The organism is Parasphingorhabdus sp. (genome assembly GCF_036568145.1).
Taxonomy (GTDB): domain Bacteria; phylum Pseudomonadota; class Alphaproteobacteria; order Sphingomonadales; family Sphingomonadaceae; genus Parasphingorhabdus.
Map to the genome: position 1 here is coordinate 83487 of NZ_DATCTC010000013.1, position 17662 is coordinate 101148.

The 17662-nt window shown below is 56.3% G+C and carries 24 protein-coding genes; 9 read left to right on the top strand and 15 right to left on the bottom strand.

Annotated features, from left to right (window positions below; translation table 11 throughout):
- Window positions 1–27: 27 nt before the first annotated feature.
- The 7 genes from VIN76_RS03335 to VIN76_RS03365 form a co-directional block, all read right to left on the bottom strand.
- Complete coding sequence (locus VIN76_RS03335; RefSeq protein WP_332040399.1) at window positions 28–483, bottom strand: hypothetical protein; 456 nt, start codon at window positions 481–483, stop codon at window positions 28–30.
- Between the two features lie 98 nt (window positions 484–581).
- Window positions 582–1001: a hypothetical protein gene (locus tag VIN76_RS03340; RefSeq protein ID WP_332040400.1), complete on the bottom strand. Its 420-nt coding sequence runs from the start codon at window positions 999–1001 to the stop codon at window positions 582–584.
- 167 nt (window positions 1002–1168) lie between these two features.
- On the bottom strand, window positions 1169–1840 hold the full coding sequence (locus VIN76_RS03345; protein WP_332040401.1) for a VIT1/CCC1 transporter family protein: 672 nt from the start codon (window positions 1838–1840) through the stop codon (window positions 1169–1171).
- 101 nt (window positions 1841–1941) lie between these two features.
- Window positions 1942–2337: a DUF302 domain-containing protein gene (locus VIN76_RS03350; protein ID WP_332040402.1), complete on the bottom strand. Its 396-nt coding sequence runs from the start codon at window positions 2335–2337 to the stop codon at window positions 1942–1944.
- Between the two features lie 328 nt (window positions 2338–2665).
- Window positions 2666–3232: an NAD(P)H-dependent oxidoreductase gene (locus tag VIN76_RS03355; RefSeq protein WP_332040403.1), complete on the bottom strand. Its 567-nt coding sequence runs from the start codon at window positions 3230–3232 to the stop codon at window positions 2666–2668.
- Entirely contained in the window at window positions 3232–3888 is a 657-nt protein-coding gene (locus tag VIN76_RS03360; RefSeq protein WP_332040404.1) for a YceI family protein, read from the bottom strand. Before VIN76_RS03360 ends, VIN76_RS03355 begins: the two co-directional genes overlap by 1 nt.
- Before the next feature lie 39 nt (window positions 3889–3927).
- Window positions 3928–4905 (bottom strand): glutathione S-transferase family protein, encoded by a 978-nt coding sequence (locus tag VIN76_RS03365; protein WP_332040405.1) that lies wholly within the window; start codon window positions 4903–4905, stop codon window positions 3928–3930.
- A gap of 178 nt (window positions 4906–5083) precedes the next feature.
- Between VIN76_RS03365 and VIN76_RS03370 the strand changes: the two genes are divergently transcribed.
- The 6 genes from VIN76_RS03370 to VIN76_RS03395 all read left to right on the top strand — a co-directional run bounded on the left by VIN76_RS03370 (window position 5084) and on the right by VIN76_RS03395 (window position 10692).
- Window positions 5084–5989, top strand: a complete 906-nt coding sequence (locus tag VIN76_RS03370; protein WP_332040406.1) for a LysR family transcriptional regulator — start codon at window positions 5084–5086, stop codon at window positions 5987–5989.
- 120 nt (window positions 5990–6109) lie between these two features.
- A complete protein-coding gene (locus tag VIN76_RS03375) occupies window positions 6110–6676 on the top strand; it encodes a hypothetical protein (RefSeq protein WP_332040407.1) in 567 nt (188 codons plus the stop codon).
- Window positions 6666–7199, top strand: a complete 534-nt coding sequence (locus VIN76_RS03380; protein ID WP_332040408.1) for a cupin domain-containing protein — start codon at window positions 6666–6668, stop codon at window positions 7197–7199. Before VIN76_RS03375 ends, VIN76_RS03380 begins: the two co-directional genes overlap by 11 nt.
- Window positions 7200–7254: 55 nt before the next feature.
- Window positions 7255–7644 carry a hypothetical protein gene (locus VIN76_RS03385; protein WP_332040409.1) on the top strand — a complete coding sequence of 130 codons (390 nt, stop codon included), beginning with the start codon at window positions 7255–7257 and terminating at the stop codon, window positions 7642–7644.
- A gap of 64 nt (window positions 7645–7708) precedes the next feature.
- Entirely contained in the window at window positions 7709–9946 is a 2238-nt protein-coding gene (locus tag VIN76_RS03390) for a TonB-dependent receptor (RefSeq protein WP_332040410.1), read from the top strand.
- A 5-nt stretch (window positions 9947–9951) separates the two neighbouring features.
- The gene (locus VIN76_RS03395) at window positions 9952–10692 is read left to right on the top strand and encodes a TonB family protein (RefSeq protein ID WP_332040411.1); all 741 of its coding nucleotides are present in this window, start codon (window positions 9952–9954) and stop codon (window positions 10690–10692) included.
- A gap of 18 nt (window positions 10693–10710) precedes the next feature.
- Here the strand turns inward: VIN76_RS03395 and VIN76_RS03400 are convergent, their stop codons facing one another.
- From VIN76_RS03400 to trxC, 4 genes are all read right to left on the bottom strand, one after another.
- Window positions 10711–11571, bottom strand: coding sequence for a class I SAM-dependent methyltransferase (locus VIN76_RS03400; RefSeq protein ID WP_332040412.1), 861 nt, complete (start codon window positions 11569–11571; stop codon window positions 10711–10713).
- 138 nt (window positions 11572–11709) lie between these two features.
- Window positions 11710–12627: an MBL fold metallo-hydrolase gene (locus VIN76_RS03405; protein ID WP_332040413.1), complete on the bottom strand. Its 918-nt coding sequence runs from the start codon at window positions 12625–12627 to the stop codon at window positions 11710–11712.
- A 79-nt stretch (window positions 12628–12706) separates the two neighbouring features.
- Window positions 12707–13327 (bottom strand): peroxiredoxin, encoded by a 621-nt coding sequence (locus tag VIN76_RS03410; protein ID WP_332040414.1) that lies wholly within the window; start codon window positions 13325–13327, stop codon window positions 12707–12709.
- 251 nt (window positions 13328–13578) lie between these two features.
- A complete protein-coding gene (gene trxC, locus VIN76_RS03415) occupies window positions 13579–14022 on the bottom strand; it encodes a thioredoxin TrxC (protein ID WP_332040415.1) in 444 nt (147 codons plus the stop codon).
- Between the two features lie 106 nt (window positions 14023–14128).
- Between trxC and VIN76_RS03420 the strand changes: the two genes are divergently transcribed.
- The 3 genes from VIN76_RS03420 to VIN76_RS03430 all read left to right on the top strand — a co-directional run bounded on the left by VIN76_RS03420 (window position 14129) and on the right by VIN76_RS03430 (window position 15700).
- Entirely contained in the window at window positions 14129–14800 is a 672-nt protein-coding gene (locus tag VIN76_RS03420; protein ID WP_332040416.1) for a peroxiredoxin, read from the top strand.
- Entirely contained in the window at window positions 14797–15171 is a 375-nt protein-coding gene (locus tag VIN76_RS03425) for a metalloregulator ArsR/SmtB family transcription factor (protein WP_332040417.1), read from the top strand. The genes VIN76_RS03420 and VIN76_RS03425 overlap by 4 nt, the downstream gene beginning before the upstream one ends.
- 97 nt (window positions 15172–15268) lie before the next feature.
- Window positions 15269–15700 carry a DUF2202 domain-containing protein gene (locus VIN76_RS03430; protein ID WP_332040418.1) on the top strand — a complete coding sequence of 144 codons (432 nt, stop codon included), beginning with the start codon at window positions 15269–15271 and terminating at the stop codon, window positions 15698–15700.
- 50 nt (window positions 15701–15750) lie between these two features.
- Here VIN76_RS03430 and VIN76_RS03435 read toward each other — a convergent pair whose 3' ends face one another.
- The 4 genes from VIN76_RS03435 to VIN76_RS03450 form a co-directional block, all read right to left on the bottom strand.
- Window positions 15751–16515, bottom strand: a complete 765-nt coding sequence (locus VIN76_RS03435; protein ID WP_332040419.1) for a hypothetical protein — start codon at window positions 16513–16515, stop codon at window positions 15751–15753.
- Entirely contained in the window at window positions 16512–17141 is a 630-nt protein-coding gene (locus VIN76_RS03440) for a DUF3365 domain-containing protein (RefSeq protein ID WP_332040420.1), read from the bottom strand. Before VIN76_RS03440 ends, VIN76_RS03435 begins: the two co-directional genes overlap by 4 nt.
- Complete coding sequence (locus VIN76_RS03445) at window positions 17138–17470, bottom strand: metalloregulator ArsR/SmtB family transcription factor (RefSeq protein ID WP_332040421.1); 333 nt, start codon at window positions 17468–17470, stop codon at window positions 17138–17140. The genes VIN76_RS03440 and VIN76_RS03445 overlap by 4 nt, the downstream gene beginning before the upstream one ends.
- Window positions 17467–17662: hypothetical protein (locus VIN76_RS03450; RefSeq protein WP_332040422.1), on the bottom strand; the 196-nt coding region annotated here is incomplete at its 5' end. The genes VIN76_RS03450 and VIN76_RS03445, both read right to left, overlap by 4 nt.

The following is a 17662-nucleotide window of genomic DNA, read 5'->3' on the forward strand; positions in this document are numbered from 1 at the left end:
TGCGTCGAAGAAGACGAAACCGCCATTTTATTCAACAGTTCTGGCGCACCTGCTTCGGTCGCCTGCCTGACATGCGGCCACATCGTCACGCCACTGGCGCATTCTCTCCTCATGTTCTTTTTCACGGCTTCTTATTCTCTCCTCGCGGCTTTTCAGAGTAGCCTCATACTCCCTATGAGCCTGCGTTGCCTGTCGCGCCCTATTCTGATGGGTTTGATTTTGTGCAGTCGCAAAATGCTGCACTTTTCTGTTTTCCACGCAGGATCTTACCATTTCTGATTTGATCTGGCCTCTCCGATATTCATCGGAATAGGATGACCAGCGATCCTCTATGATCGAAATACAATCTCTTTCCATTGCTTGAAGAGTCGCAGGATCGGGGCTCTGTGGCGCATTCTGTGCCGAAACTGGAACAGCCAATAAAGAAACCATCGCTCCCATTGCACATAGATGAAGAATAGACTTCTTTTTTGCGAGTTTCATAATCTTCTCTCTCCAATAGTGAATATTAGTTTCTACCCTAATTACAGATGTCTAAGCGGCATCCAATACGTGAAAATACTATGTATCACGCCCGCGCGTTAATCTTCGGCTTCAGTTCTTTTGATCTTTTCGATCTTCTGAAATTTGCCAAGGCCACAGGCACCGCGCGTCTCTAGTCGGCCAGCTGTAGAGTCCAATGGCTTGATTATATCGACATTGCACAATTGATTGATCGAGGTGCGATAGGAAAAGCTTTGCTCAAACGTCAATCCAGGGCACTTGTTGGGCAGATTGTTGCGATAGATATCGCCGTTGTTCATTTTGAAATCGATGGTCTGGTTATCGATCACCTCTGTCGATCGGATGTTCGAGCTCATGATGCAGTTTATTGGCTCACCAATCTCGGTGATGATATATTTGTCATCCTTGGATGACATGACATCTGCATCAGCGCCGGTATGAACGCAGCCACCTGTAGCAATAATTACGCTGATCATGATTGGAGTAAGGAAACGCATCAATATTCTCCGCTGATTGAATGACAATTTGATATTATAATAAAAGATTAATACAGGTCAGTTCAACGGTCAGTAATCAGGAATTTCCCTTATCCAAGGTTCGGGGCACTCCATCTTGAATCCCTGCAGATAGGCCAAGGCACTGCTTTCGTTCGAAAGACTGGTGCCTAGAAACCAGATAGTATTTTTCCTACGAAATATGCCACTGCTGCGGCGATACCACCGATGAAAAGGGTTTCCAATCCAGAGCGCCACCAAGGGGCGGTTGCCCAATGGCTCTTCATTGCTCCGATCAGGAAAAACACAAAGCCTGTCATACCCATCGCCACCATGAACGCATTGGGAATTTCGAACAGAAACGGTAACAAAGGCACTGATCCGCAAAGCAGGAAAGCCACAAAAGTAGCTAGGCCTGCCTTGATCGGCTTGGGCTGAATAACCGGCATCCCGTATTCTTCAACAAGCATGAAATCGATCCAGCCTTGTTTATCGGATGTTATGGATTGAACACCACTCTCCAGCGCTTCTCCTGTCATCCCCTTTTTTTCGAGTATTTGTCTGACTTCTTCCCTTTCGCCGTCGGGATCTAACTCAATATGCTTTTGCTCGACAAGTTGCAGTCGAGTGAAATTGTCGGTCACCGTTTTCGTGCCGCTATAGTTACTTGCCGCCATCGAAAATCCGTCAGCCAAGAGATTGGCCAATCCCAGAATCAAAATGACGCTCGAAGACAAAGAGGCTCCCACCACCCCTGCGACAATTGCAAATGTGGTTATCGCACCGTCTATTCCGCCATAGACGAAGTCGGCCAGATATGATGCCTGTCTATCGCCATTCAAACGCGCGGCAATGGCGGCGGGGTCATGGCTATGTTCAAGCTTTTTATGCCTTGGACCATCCCTCATGTTGCCCTCCTTATACCCCGTTGATTGTTGAGCTTCTATGATTTGGACAGTGTATCAATCACCTTCGACAGCTTGTCCTGTACAGTCTGTGCAGCCTTGGTGAGGTCCGCGTTGCTGATCGCCTGCATCGACGCAACCGGGTCTATGGCTGCCACTTCAATTTCCCCGTCATCCTTTTGCTGTACGACGACATTGCATGGAAGCATTGTTCCAACCTTGTCTTCGATCTGTAATGCCTGATGCGCCAAGCTAGGATTACAGGCACCCAGAATTGTGTACGGGCGGAAATCTACGTCAATTTTATTCTTCAAAGTCTCCTGCACATCCACGCGAGTAAGCACGCCAAAGCCTTCTGTTTTGAGGGCTTCTTCCGTGCGCTTGATGGCTTCGTCAAAAGACGTCTGCAATGTTGTGGCCATATAATAGCTCATAATTACCTCATTTCCTTGGTTGTTCGGGTCACTCGTCCCCGTCTCCCTGCTCGCTTCATCTTAGTCATTAACTCGCAGTCGGGTGCTTTGTTTCATTTTTCATGCCCAGCCGCTTCAATAGAAGGGTAACAAAATCCGGAAGGCCGATTATCAGGGCACCTTAAACCGCAGCAGCTATATCAACAAGGCCGATCAGATATGCGAAAAACGTCAGGGGGGAAGAACTGAAAAAGAGTCAGTGTAGAGATAGAGAAATCAAAATTAAGCCGCCGCTGACCGATATTCACGGGTGAGCGGCGGCTTATTCTTTTTCTGAAGATCAATTTCCTCAGGCGGCTTTGAGTTGGCTCTCAGCTTCGATTTTCTCAATCAATCCGGAAATCGCACCTAGGGCGAAATCCAGTGACGGACGATCGATGAGGCGACCATCGGCGATCTTGTTATGCACTTCGCCTATTACGACTTGCGCTCCGCCTACTAACTGCGACTGGGTGGCCAGTAACGTTTCGTTAAGCTGGGCCTGTGCGCGAACACCGCCGGTGAAGGCAGGCGAAGCGCTGATCGTTACCACCGGCTTGCCAATCAACGGAGCGGTGCCATAGGGACGCGATGCCCAGTCCAGCGCATTTTTGAGCACGCCGGGAAGGCCGTAGTTGAACTCTGGCGTCACGATAACAAGCCCATCGGCCTGTGAAATCGCATCGCGCAGTGCGCCGACGGCGGGCAAAGGAACTTCTGTGTCTAGATCCTGATTATAAAGCGGAACATCGCCGAGCGAATGCAAAGCCAGATCCGCACTAACCGATAGCTCATCCGTCAAGGTTTCAAGGATTGCTGTGGTGAATGAACCCGCGCGTAGACTGCCCGAGATACCCAATAGATTTATACGTGACATTATTTATCTCCTTTATCTGTGTTCGCAGTGGCTTCGGACTGAAGCTTGAATTCCGCTTCCATGTGTAGCGTCACTTCATCGCCTAAAAGCGGCAAGCCATAGGAAATTCCGAAATCCGACCGTTTGATACGGGCATGGCCATCAAAGCCTACCGTATATTTCTTGTCAGCCGGGCTGATGCCTGCCTGATTGAAATCTGCGGTCATCACGATCGGCTTCGTAATTCCGCGTAGCGTGAGGTTGCCGGTAAGGCTGGCGGAATCCGCATCAATCATACGGATACCGGTTGCCTGGAATGTCGCCGTTGGATGGTTGGCAGTATCGAGGAAATCTGCGGTCTTCAGGTGAGCGTCAAGTCCATCACTGAATGTTCCGGCGCTGTCGGTATTCACTTGGGCGGTAAGCTGGCTGGCCGATGGATTGGCTACATCTAGGTCTAGCGTCGCGGAGAGGTCGGAGAACTGCCCGACATAGGTGGAAAAGCCCATATGATCGACCGACCAGGTGATCTTTCCATGCGATGCGTCCAGCACATAGCTACCGGATTTGACCTCTGCGGGGGAATGGACAAAGCCAAGGTCGGCTTGCTGCGCGATTGCGCCTACGGAAACACCAGCCAAAGCGATTGCGGCGGTAAAAATTGTTATGCGTTTCATAAAATATACTCCTCTAAAAAATTGGTTTAGTGCTTGCGTTCACAGTGCATCCCGGCCGTGGGGCGCTGAAAAATCGGGAGCGGGCCCAACGGGAACGACTCCAGTGGGATTGATAGTGTCATGGCTCTCATAATAATGGCGCTTGATATGCTCCATATTCACCGTCGCCGCGACGCCGGGAAGTTGAAATATCTCCCGCGTGAAGGCCCAGACATTGGGATAATCGACTATCCGCCGGCGGTTGCATTTGAAGTGGCCGTGGTAAACTTCGTCAAAACGAACAAGCGTTGTGAACAGACGGATATCCGCCTCGGTCAACTGCCCGCCAACAAGATAGCGCTGACGCGACAAGCGCTCTTCCAGCCAATCGAGCGTGTCAAACACCTGCGCTACCGCTTCATCATAAGCGCTCTGACTAGTTGCAAAACCCGCCTTGTAAACGCCGTTGTTAACGCCGTCATAAACCCGCGCGTTCACCGCATCGATTTCCTCGCGCAGTTCTTCCGGATAATAATCGCCCGGTTTCGCGCCGACCGCATCAAAAGCGCCGGTGAGGATCCTTATGATTTCTGACGATTCATTGTTGACGATAATGCCTTGCTGTTTGTCCCACAAAATGGGCACGGTGACACGCCCGCTATAGTCGGTCTGGGCGGCGGTATAGACTTGATGGAGATACTTGGCATTGTTCAGATTGTCGGGAATGACCCCCGGCCCTTCCGCAAAGGTCCAGCCGTCTTCGCGCATCAGCCAATGCACGACCGACAGTGATATCATGTCCTCTAGGCCCTTAAGGACCCGCATGATAAGCGTGCGGTGCGCCCATGGACAGGCAAGGCTGACATAGAGGTGATAGCGACCCGGTTCCGCCCTGAACCCGCCTTCGCCGCTTGGACCGGCGCTGCCGTCTGCAGTTATCCAGTTGCGGAACTGGCTCTCGCTACGAATGAAGCGACCGCCGCTTGATTCCGTATCATACCACTGGTCATGCCATTTGCCGTCGATCAAAAGTCCCATCTGACTATATCCTTTCGCTACGAAGACTTGGACGCATTGGGAATAACCGGTGTTGCACCGCGCTTTTCCTTCATTCTGGTCCTTCATACTGGCCTTCATTTTCTGAAAACATATCTATCAGAAATCAACATTTATGATTATACGTATAAAGTTGATCGAAACATTCTAGGAAATAGAAATGTCAGAGCCGGGAATCCCCACTTTCGACCAGTTGAAAATCTTTCTGGCTGTCGTGGAAACCGGCAGTTTCGCAGCGGCGGGGCGGCGACTTAATCGCGCGACTTCGGTCATCAGCTATGGCATCACCAATCTTGAGGCGCAGCTTGGGCTATCGCTTTTTGACAGGGAGGGAACCCGAAAGCCCCGCCTGAGCGCCGCTGGACGCGCCGTGCTGGCAGAGGCTCGCGCGGTCAGCAAAGATATGGACGGGTTGCGCGCGAAGGTGCGCGGGCTGCTTGGCGGTTTGGAAGCGCAGGTCGATCTGGCGATTGATGTCATGATGCCATCCGCATGGTTGGCGGAAACATTGCGGGCTTTTTATACCGAGTTCCCGACCGTAGGGCTGAACCTTCATGTGGAGGCGATTGGTGCAGTGACGGCGCTGGTGCTGGACCGAAAGGCGGTGATCGGTATCAGCGGGCCGCTGGGCGCCGAAATGCCGGGGGTTGAGAATGTTGTCATCGGCTCGGTCCAGCTGGTTCCCGTCGCTTCGCCGGACCATCCCCTGGCAAAGGCTCAGCCAATAAAACCGGGGATGAGCCGCGAACATATCCAACTGGTGCTGACCGACCGGTCCCCGCTGTCCAAGGGCCGCGAATTTGGCGTGCTGAGCCCCCATACATGGCGGCTGGCTGACCTTGGCGCAAAACTGGCGCTGCTAAAAGAAGGCATAGGCTGGGGCAATATGCCAAAGCCGATGATCGAAGGCGAACTTGCCGCGGGCCATCTGGTCGAACTGGCCATGCCCGACAACAGCGGAGGAGATTACCGCCTGTCAGGCATCTACCGGACCGACACGCCGCCTGGCCCAGCCGCCTCCTGGCTGCTGGAGCGATTCCGCGAGGCTGGGTCAAGCGAGCGATAGGACTGGCGGGGCCCGGATCAGGTTCCGGTTCCAGGTACCAGCCCGTTAATGACCTCGGGATATTACGTATACTCGGCCCACATTCAGGGATATAGCGTTCTGCGTTAAAGGAGATTTATCATGACCGAAGTTCTGGATCAGACGGGCTCACGCGAGGCAGTGGCGGTGTTCAAGAACGCCGAGAGTCTTGAGGGTGCAATCGATGCGCTTCTGACCTCCGGCTTCGACCGTGCGGATATCAGCCTTCTCGCCAGTGAAGAAACCGTCGTGAGCGAGCTTGGTCACAAGTATCGCAAAGTGTCTGAGCTTGAGGATGATCGCGAAGTTCCGCGCGAAGCTTATGTGGCCCGTGAGGATTTAGGCGCAGCCGAAGGCAGCTTGATCGGCGGCTTCACCTATGTAGGTGCCTGCGCGGCAACCGGTGCGATTCTGGCCTCGGGCGGGACGCTGATCCCGGCCATTGTCGGCAGCGTGCTTGTCGGCGGTGCCGGTGCGTTAGTCGGTAGCGCCCTGGCACGCATTGTTGGCAAGCATTATTCCGAGCATCTTCAGGAACAGATTGAACATGGCGGGCTGCTGCTCTGGGTACGTGCCCACGATCCAAAGCATGAGCAGCATGCTGTTGAGATCCTGAAAGAACATTCCGGCGCCGACGTGCATGTCCATGGAGTTCCGGATGATGACTGATGGCGGACCCAAAGACATCATCGAAGAAGCGGGACAGGAGTCATTCCCGGCAAGCGATGCCCCTTGCTGGACATTGGGAAGCACGGGGCAGAATAAGTCAGCCAATAGGATCGAAGGAGAAACGTCAATGAAGGGTTTTGTCGGAAATATAGAAGAACTGACCGAGGAGAACGGAGACTTCCGCCGCGTTCTCTATACCGGGCACAATCTCCAGCTTGTACTGATGGCGATCAATCCCGGCGAAGATATCGGTGAGGAAGTACATCCCGACCGCGACCAATTCTTTCGTATCGAGGCGGGAGAGGGCGAAATCTGGATCGACGACGTATGCAACAAGGTGAAAGCCGATGACGGCGTCATCGTCCCGCAAGGCGCCAAGCATAATGTCATATCGACGGGAAGCGAACCACTCCGGCTCTATACGATCTACGGTCCGCCCGAGCATGTCGACGGCACGGTACACAAGAGCAAGCCGGATGCCGATGCGCACGAGGAGCATTTCGACGGTAAAACGACCGAATAAGCTCTGCTATGCGGCTTTATTGACAAACTATCGACATCGGCATAGACGCCGCGGCGTGACTGAAGCTCGCAAATTCTTTGTTCGGCACCATTGGCTATGTGCGATGCTTTTCGGGGCAGCATTACTGATGAAAGCGGTAATCCCTGCTGGCTTCATGCCGGTTGTTTCGCAAGACGTTATCCTCGTTCAACTCTGCACAGGTCAAGGTGCTCAAACGATTGCTATGACGGTGCCGGGCAAAACGGATAATGGCGAGCACGACAAGTCGGAAATGCCGTGCGCGTTTACCGGCCTGTCTTCGCCGGCACTCGCGGCTGCTGATCCGCTTTTGCTCGCTATCGCGATTGCCTTTGTCATCGCGGCGGGTATCCGTCTTCAATCCCATATAGTCCTCTGGCGCAGGATTTATCTGCGCCCGCCCGCGATAGGTCCGCCGTCCGCCTGATTCACTCGACTTTTCACGTTAAATGCGCCCCCTAGGGGCGTGTCATTTGAATCAGGATTCCGACATGATAACTATGCCTTATGCTGCGCCATGCGTGGCTCCCGCTACGCGGGCCACTAACGGTGCAACCGAAAAAAACTCTATATTCCTAGCCCGCCTGAACCGTGGCTTTTCTCTCTCTGCCTTCGCCGCAGCGCTGGCATTTTTCCCGATTTCTCCTGCCTCTGCCCAGGACCAGATCATTTTGCCGGAAATCGACGTGGACTCCGTCAACGTGGAAGCCCCGACAATATCGGGCGAAAGAATTTCTTCATCCCGTATTCGTGACCACCGGGCCAGTTCAAGCGACACGGCGGCGATCCTCCAAAGCGTGCCGGGTGTCAGCGGCTTCGGGGCCGGAGGCTTTTCCACCCTGCCGGTGATCCGCGGTCTGGAGGCGCAGCGACTGACCGTTCTCGTCGATGGCGTCGCAATCGCCTCTGCCTGTCCGAACGACATGAATCCCCCGCTGTCCTATACCGATCCGCAGACCGTGGAAGCGATCGACGTTATAACGGGTGTATCGCCCGTCAGCTATGGCGGCGACAGCATCGGGGGCATCATCCGCGTCGAAAGCGCGCCGCCGCGCTTCGCAAAACAGGGCGAAACGTTGCTGACTGGTGAAGTCTCGGCCTTTTATCGCAGCAACGGTGACGGCTTCGGAGGTTCGCTGGCGCTGACGGCGGCGAACGACAAGCTCAGCCTGACCTACAATGGCTCCTATACCCAGGCTGACAATTTCGAGGGCGGTGGCTCGCTGGGCACTGTGCGGTCGAGCGAATATGCCAAGACCGACCACAGCCTGAACTTCGCTGCCCAGCTTGGCACCGGCCTTCTGGAGCTGAAAGGCGGCTATCATTCCGCGCCTTACGAGGGGTTTCCCAACCAATATATGGACATGACGTCCAATAAGTCCTGGTTCCTGAACGGACATTATGCGGGCATTTTCGACTGGGGCAACCTCGATGTGCGGGCGAACTGGCGCGACACCGACCACGTCATGAACTTCCTAGACGACAAGGGAGGGACGGCCACTGGCGGTATGCCGATGAACACAGAAGTCCACAGCGCCGGCTATGCGGTGCAGGCCGACATATTACTGGGCGGTGCCGGTACGCTGCGCCTCGGTAACGAATTCCAGCACCAATGGCTCAATGATTATTGGCCGCCCGTCGAGGGCCATATGATGATGGGACCGAACAGTTTCATCAACGTCAACGGAGCAAAGCGTGATCGCCTGGGCACATTTCTAGAATGGGAAAAGAGCTGGGATCGTGGTCTCACCCTCATCGCCGGTATCCGTAACGATCAGGTCTGGATGAATACCGGGACCGTCTCGCCCTATGGCACCGGCATGATGCAAATGCCCGATGTTATGGCCGCGGCCGCGTTCAATGCCGCCGACCGCAAGCGGCACGACAGCAATTGGAGCGGTTCTCTGCTTGCTCGCTACACGTTATCCAGCCACGCGGAAATCGAGTGGGGCTATGCCCGCAAGGTGCGTTCGCCCAATATATACGAGCGTTATAGCTGGGGGCGAGGCGCTATGGCGAGCCGGATGATCGGATGGTTTGGCGACGGTAACGGCTATGTCGGCAACCTCGCGCTACGTCCGGAAAAGGCGGACACGCTCAGCGCCGCATTGTCGATTCACGGCGGCGGAAAGGATGGCTGGTTGCTGAAGATTGCGCCCTATTACACCCGCGTTGACGATTATATCGACGCCGTAAAGCTGGCGGATTTCACCGACATGATGGGTAACCCGACCCCGTTCGACCAGTTGCAATTCGTCAACCAGAAAGCGGAGATCTATGGCATCGACCTTTCGGGCTCTGTGCCGCTCTGGACGTCGTCTTCGGCGGGCACCGCGCGTCTGACCGCACGCGCAAGCTGGCTGCACGGCGAGAACCTGACGGATGGTGGGCCGCTCTATCACCAGATGCCGTTCAATGCCGCGCTGGGACTGGAGCATCGGATCGGCGACCTCGAAACCCGGATAGACCTTTCCTATGTGAGCGAGAAGGATCGTGTCGATCCAACCCGCAACGAGCCGCAGACGGAAAGCTATGCGCTGCTTGATGTCCAGCTTGCCTATCGCATCGACAATGTGCGGTTGACGCTCGGTGCCAACAATCTGTTCGACAAGGCCTATTTCGCGCCTCTCGGAGGCATGTCGCTCGGCGATCTGAAGGCAACCGGTGCCCTGCGCCCGGTTCCGGGTCGCGGGCGATCGGTCAATGCGGGCGTCACGCTCTCATTCTGACGGCAATGCGTTCGGGTCGAATATACCTGACGGAAGGGCGGGGGACAGGCTATGGCCAGTCCCCCGCCTGGCCGCAGCGCTGGGGTGCGGGCCTTGCGGCTGCATCGTGCTGCCTGCTTATGCTGGCCGCTATTGATGCCAATCTTTCGGGGTTGGTGCAATCCGTGCCGCACCGCGAAGTGAACAGCATCAAACTGTTCACCCCGCCGCCAGTGGTCCCGCCAGAGCCGCTATCCCAGCGAATCGAGGTCGAACGTCCTCCCGCCTCTCAGGCTGGAAAATCAGCGTCTGAGGCCAAAAAGACTCGCATTCAGGAACAAGTGGCAGGCAAGGCCATTTCACGGCCCACAACTCTGTCACGATCAGCCCCGGCGGCACCAACAATCTTGCAGCCGTCAATATTGCCCTCACAAACCAAGCCATCCCCGCCCAAACCGGAAGTTAATCCGGTGCAAGTTGCTGACGACAAGAAAGCCAGCGCACTTGCGTCCTATCAGAGACTGATTTGGGCACGAATTGCGGCGCGTAAGCCCAAGGGCCTACACCTGTCCGGGCTTGCCATGGTGCGTTTTGCTGTCAGCCGCGATGGCAATCTGACATCAGTTGAGCTTGCCTCATCGAGCGGGAACAGTGCGCTGGATAAGCTGGCGCTCCGCACTGTGCGCAACGCCAGTCCCTTTCCAGCGCCTCCTGTAAACTTGGAAACGGATCAGCTGATCTTCACGATACCCTTCAGCTTTCACTGACGCCGCTGATAAAGCCGATCAAGCCTTCGCACTTACCAGCCATGCCTTTGCACCCATGCGAACGCCGTCGGCATCGCGGTTGCGCTCGAACAGGTCGACCAGGCTCCGGTAAATGGACGCGCGTACTTCTGCTCCGCCCGGCCGAACGAGATCACCGATATGCATTCCGTCGAGCACGAAGCTGGCGGCGCTCTCGGGATCGCTGCCAGGGCCGCCAACGCGCTGATCGCCTGTCCAAGCATCGAACGTAATGTCAGAGAAACCGGCGCTTTGCAGAAGGTCGATCACATAGTCCTGTTCGCCCATCGCAAACGGTCCCGGCGCACGCGGCTCAGGCTTAGGCAAGTCGATATGCTCTTTGATGATCCCCATAATGCTGCGCTGCCAGGGATTATTTGCAATGGGTGCCCATAAAGCGATGTCGAGCCGCCCGCCTTCGCGCAGCATCCGGCGCAGATTTTCAAATGCGGGATAAGGCTGCGGAAAGAACATCAAGCCGAAACGCGAGAACAGCCGATCGAACGGCGCTTCGGCCGGCATGACTGTCGCGGCGTCGCCCTGATCGAAACGAATATTGGCAAGACCGGCGCGCGATGCCCGGTCGCTGGCGGTCGCCACAAGATCGGCCGATATATCGAGGCCTAGCGCAAAGCCGGTGTCCCCGACCATCGCGGCGATCTGCCTCGTCGTCCAGCCTCCACCGCACCCGATGTCGACCACTGTTTCACCCGCCGTATAGGCGGCCTGGTCCAATAGCGCCTTGCCAATCGGTTCGATCATGCTCTCGAAGCGGTCGAGCTGGGCTAGCCAGCGTGTTCCTGCTTCGCCTGCCCAATCGTGCGCGGCCAGTCCATCCGGATTCTTGCCAGCTTCGGCCATCAAAATTCTCCCATTATTGTTCACAAAAACCAAGACGACGAGGGTCGACCCGCGCCCCTTCACTGGGCCAAGCGTCAAGCCTACAAGCGAACCCGATACAGTGCCAAGAGGTACTGGACGGGTTCGAAAATCAGGGCGTTAAAGCCTGTCGACCGGCAGCTTCAGGTAAGTGGTGCCGTCGTCCTCCGGCTCCGGCATATGACCGCCGCGCATGTTGACCTGAATGGATGGCAGGATCAGCCGGGGCATCCCGAGCGTCGCATCGCGCTCCTCGCGCATGGAGACGAATTCGTCTTCGCTAATCCCGTCACGGACGTGGATATTATTTTCGCGCTCCTCTCCAACCGTCGTCTCCCAGGCATAGGTGTCCCGGTCAGGGGCCTTGTAGTCGTGGCAGAGGTGGAGGCTGGTCTGATCGGGGAGCGAGAGCAGGCGCCGGATGGAGCGATAAAGCGTGCGCGCGTCGCCGCCCGGGAAGTCCGCACGGGCAGTCCCATAGTCGGGCATGAATAGCGTATCGCCGATAAACGCTGCATCACCGATCACATAGGCCATGTCAGCGGGAGTGTGGCCCGGCACATGCAGTGCAATCGCTTCGATCGATCCGACCGTGAAGCGGTCGCCATCGTCGAACAGCTTGTCGAACTGTGAGCCGTCGCGAGCGAAGCGCGTGCCCTCGTTAAAAATTTTGCCAAAGACCTCTTGCACCTTGAGAATATTGCGACCGATGGCCAGCGTCCCGCCTAGCTTCTCCTGAAGATAAGGCGCGGCCGACAGATGGTCGGCATGGGCGTGCGTTTCAAGCAGCCATTCGACTTCCAGGCCTTCGCTTTGAATATAGTGGATCACCTTGTCAGCGGATTCAAAGGACGTACGTCCCGACGCCGGATCAAAATCAAGCACGCTGTCCACGATCGCTGCCTTGCCGGTCGCGGGATCGGAAATGACATGGGTGACGGTGAAGGTGTCATCATCAAAGAAACTGCGGATGACCGCTGGATTGCTGCTCGCGGCCTCGATGATCCTGGTGGCTTCACTGATTTGCGGGTCGGTCATAGAGTTGTCCTTTCCTTTTAAAATGGTGTGCCAGCTTCGCGAAAAAGGAGGAAATTGATCGCGAAGCTGGCCGTTTGGCTCAGAGTGTTTTCTTGCTGAAATACCATTCAGTATAGTCATACCCCTCGTCGGCGCGCGCCTTGGCTGCTTTGGCGGTGGCTGGTGGCGGCACGATCACGGGTTCACCAGGCTGCCAGTTTTCAGGCGTTGCCACATTGTTGGCGTCGGACGTCTGAAGCGCGATGAGCAGACGAAGGAACTCGTCGACTGACCTGCCGTTTGACATCGGGTAATAGACCATCGCCCGGATAATACCTTCGGGATCGATGATGAAGGTAGCCCGCACGGCGGATGTATCCGACGCGCCGGGATGAATCATGCCGAACGACTTCGCCACATTCATCGACAGATCCTCGATAATCGGGAACGGGATCTCGACGCCGAACTTCTCCTCGATGCTACGCATCCAGGCGATGTGCGAGTGCACCGAGTCGATTGAAAGGCCCAGCAATTCGCAATTAAGCTCCTTGAAGCTATCCGCTGCCTTGGCGAAACCCATGAACTCTGTCGTGCAGACGGGCGTGAAGTCGGCGGGATGGGAAAAGAGGATAAGCCACTTACCCTTGTAATCATCAAGCGAGCGTTCGCCGTCGGTAGTTTTCGCCTTGAAAGCGGGTGCCGGCTCGTTGATCCGGGGCATGGGGGGATAACCTGTTCTGTCTGTTCTGTCTGTTCTGTCATTTTATCGTCTCCTGTGTTTGTTGGGGTGACAGACATTAGATACACGCTTTTATTAATCGTGTTAACAAGACAAATCTAATAGCTCTGATCGTATTTATCAATCTATGCCAAAAATGGCTGGTTAGTCAGGATTTACCGTGCGCAAGAACCGGGAGAGCGCATGAAATTTACACATCATATAGCATGTTTATCGGGTGAATCAGAACCGAATCAGTGTGCATCGAGCGTTTGTTTTACCCATCCGACGAGTCGGGCGCGGTCCATCGCTCCGGCCTGACGCGCGATCTCGCGGCCGTCCTTGAACAGGATCATCGTCGGAATAGAGCGTATGCCATAGCGCCCCGCAATGCCTTGCTCGGCCTCGGTATCGACCTTCAACAGCCGAACTTCTGGCTCCAGCTCAGCAGCGGCGGCCTTGAAAGCCGGGGCCATCGCACGGCATGGTCCGCACCAGCTCGCCCAAAAATCGACGAGAACTGGGATGCTTCCGCGACCTACATGACGATCGAAAGCGGCTGCATCAACATCGATAGGTTGCCCCTGAAAAAGCGGCATCGAGCACCGCCCGCAATTGGGCGAGGAGCCGATTTTCGCAACCGGAACCCGGTTGATACTCGTGCAGGACGGGCAAATCACAAGCTGAGAGTCAGGCATAGGGAAATCTCCTTGTAGGACGTAAATACAGCTTAAACGTTTACGTGCATAATGTAACCGTGTAAGAAAGGAGGTTCAAGACTTGTCGTTTTCAGGAGTAAGAAATTTGAATTCGAGCGCAGATGTAAATGCCGCTGATCCCGCCAGACCTTTACAAATCGGCGATGCCGCGCCCAATTTTCAGGCGCGCACGACGATGGGAGAAATGAACCTGTCCGATTATCGCGGACGCTGGGTGGTGCTGTTTTCGCATCCGGCGGACTTCACGCCGGTCTGCACCAGTGAATTTGTCGCGTTGTCGCGCGCCAGCGATCAGTTCAAAGCGATGAACTGCGATCTGGTTGCGATCTCGGTCGACAGCCTTTATTCGCATCTGGGGTGGATCCGCGCCATTTATCACCATTTCGGCGTCAAAGTCAGCTTCCCCATCGTCGAAGATCCCTCGCTGGTGATCGGCCGTGCTTACGAGATGCTTGCGGAAGACGCCCCCGATGCGTCAACGATGCGTTCGACATACTTCATCGACCCCGAGGGCATTATTCGCGCCACGCTATGCTATCCGGCCACAATTGGACGGTCGGTTGACGAGTTGCTTCGTGTGCTGGCTGCGCTGCAACGGGCTGATAGCGGCAATGTGGTGACACCCGAAGGCTGGCACCCGGGCGATGACGTGCTGCTCCCGCCCTATAAGGATCAGGATTCGGCGCTCGATGCGGAAGGCGATAGCTGCTGGTTCCATCGGACTTTGCCCGATAAGCAGAAAGAGGAAGGAAAATGACAACCTTCACCGATACGCAACTCGAAGAAATCACTACTGTGCTCAAGGCGCTGGCCCATGACGTCCGGCTGAAACTCATGCGCACGTTGCTCGAAAATGGCGAGAAGTCAGTGGGCGAACTCGAAGCCATGACCGGCATCGGTCAACCCGGGCTGTCGCAGCAACTTGCCATCCTGCGCAAAGCAGATCTGGTGCAGCGGCGCCGCGATGCCAAGCTGGTTTTCTACAGCCTTGCGCCTAATAACCTCGAAGATACGGCGAATCTGCTCTGCGCCTTTGCAGGGGTTTCCGCAAAAAATGTGCAGCCAGGAGCAAAGACTGCTGAGACGCGCAAGCGGGGATCGGCTGCGACCTTCGCCAAGATATTGTAATCGCGTGGGCTCAAGGGTGACTTTGATTAGCCGCTTCTTCCCGAGAAACCGTCCATAAAATAAGCGGCATGATGACACGAGACAGCGAAAGGACACGATGATGGCCTCGACAGACTTGACGAAAATCCTGCTTGATGCCCTGGAAGACGAGCGAAAGGCAGAGGCGACCTATGCGGCCGTGATCGACAAATTCGGCCCCGTCCGGCCTTTTTCCAATATCATTGAAGCTGAACAGCGCCACGCTGCCGCGCTCGAACGCCAACTGCGGCGATTGGAGATACCCGTGCCGCCTAATCCGTGGACGGGAAAGGTCGCTGCACCAGCGACATTGGCAGAAGCCTGGGAAGAGGCAGTCCAGGGTGAGATCGAGAATATCGCACTCTACGATCGGCTGATTCCCATGATCGAAGATCCTGAGGCGCGTCAGGTCATGGAAAACCTACAAGCCGCATCGCGTGATCGCCACCTTCCGGCATTCAGACGCAGATTGGAAGGTGGTTGGGGGCGCGGCCCAAGAGGGCGAGTATAGACGCAACTAACAGCGCATCGGCGCTGAAACGACTGCTTAATGCCAGACAATCAAGGAATGATGACGCTGGTGGCGTCAACGCCTGTCGCGCCTGTCTTTGTGTCGATGGCGGTCACGGTGATGACATGCGCACCGGCCTTTTCGGCGGGAATCTCACCGATAAAATAGCCGGTATGGCCACCATAGGACAGGCGGAACTCACCAACAGGCAGATCATCACGCCGGACTGTGGCCCGCACGTCAAAGCGCGCTGCATCCCACGTACCGCCTGGCTCGATCGGGCACCCGCACATCAAGGCAACATTGGCCGCGAGAGTGATGTTCGTTCCTGCGTTGGCGCGCTGGTGCGCAGCCGGCTCGACAAGATCGACGACGAGGCCCGGCAATTCGAGAACCCAGCCATCGCCTTGCGTTGCGACACGCCCCGGAACAACCCAGCGCTGGGCGGTGACGCGCACCGCCGCCTGAGGCTGTGCCAGCGGGCCAAAGGCCTCAACTTCAACCAACGTCGGTTCGTCGATGTCGATCCGCGTCCTGAAGGCAGCCGCCGCCTTATCGGCAAGCGACGTTCCGCGCGGTCCTCCGTTCATGATCCGGGCCGTATCGCCGGTCGTTCCCGCCGTGCGGCCGCGTGCCAGCACTTCGCCGCTACGCACGTCCCGTACAATAATCTCGGCTCCGCCCATCGATGTGCCGACAAATTTGCCGCCTTGGCTGATGACGCGGATGACAAGATCAGTCGGTTCTGCCGCGGCTGGCATGGACAGCCCCGCAAGGACGAGCGCGGACAGATAGGCAAGAGCGCGAAACCTCATGGCCTTGCCTCCCCGTTGCTCATCGCTCGCGACAAAGCCGCTTCATCCCATCGGATCGAAAATGTACCGCGCAGTTGGCCTTGGGCAAAACCGGTCGCCTGATCTTCCGGATAATGTTTACGAATCTCGGCCGTTACTTCTGGAGCGATGTTCTGACCGTGGCAGGCCAGGCACATGGGCATGGTCGGTATGGCGCGCATATAGCGATATTCGCCCCCCTCATGCGCCACCCAGCGCTTGGGGCTACCATTCTCATCCAGCGGCGCGGATGACCAGCCCTCCATGACGCGCTGTTCGGTCGCATCGGCCTTGGCGGCCAAGTTGCGGGTACGAAGCGCGGTGCGCCTGACACTCGCGCCGCTTTCTTCCGAGAGCTGCACGGCAAGCGCCGGGGCGATGCTCGCACAGACGCCGATTGCGCCTTCCGGTCCCTCCGCCTCCATCGCCGCCGTGAGCGCGGTCAGCAATTCTTTCTGAAAGCGATCGGCAAGAATCTCTGAACGGGCCTCTGCCTCGCGGGCCATCGCTGTGTTGTCATGGCCCGTCTTGTCATTTCCCGGCTTGTCCGGCGCACAAGCCCCAAGCGACAGCGCAGCCAGCATCGAAAGGGCAGCGGCACGGGTCATGACACTGGCGCCAAGTCAATGGGCCGCCCAAATCGATCGCAGAGCATGTCGATCAGCTTGAGAACGCCGTCATCTGCCAGACTGTAGTAGATGGTCGTTCCTTCGCGGCGAGTCTTGACCAGACCGCCTTCGCGCAGCCGCCCCAGATGCTGGGATACGCTGGATTGCGATTGCCCGCACAGGTCCACCAATTGTCCGACCGAAAACTCACTCTGCGCCAGCCGGCAAAGTATCAGCAACCGCTGTTCATTCGCGACCAGCTTTAGCACGCGCGCGGCATGGGAGGCGTGCTTGGCAAGTTCAGCAAGAGGCGTATCAAGAGGCATCATCTGGTCGCGGGCTTCCCATCATCCCGAAGCACAATGTAAATGGCCGGAATAACCAGCACGGTCAGCAGTGTCGAGGACGCCAGACCGAACAGCAGAGAAATCGCGAGGCCCTGAAAGATTGGGTCGGTCAGTATCACGGCTGCGCCGATCATGGCGGCGGCGGCGGTCAGGACGATCGGCTTGAAGCGGATC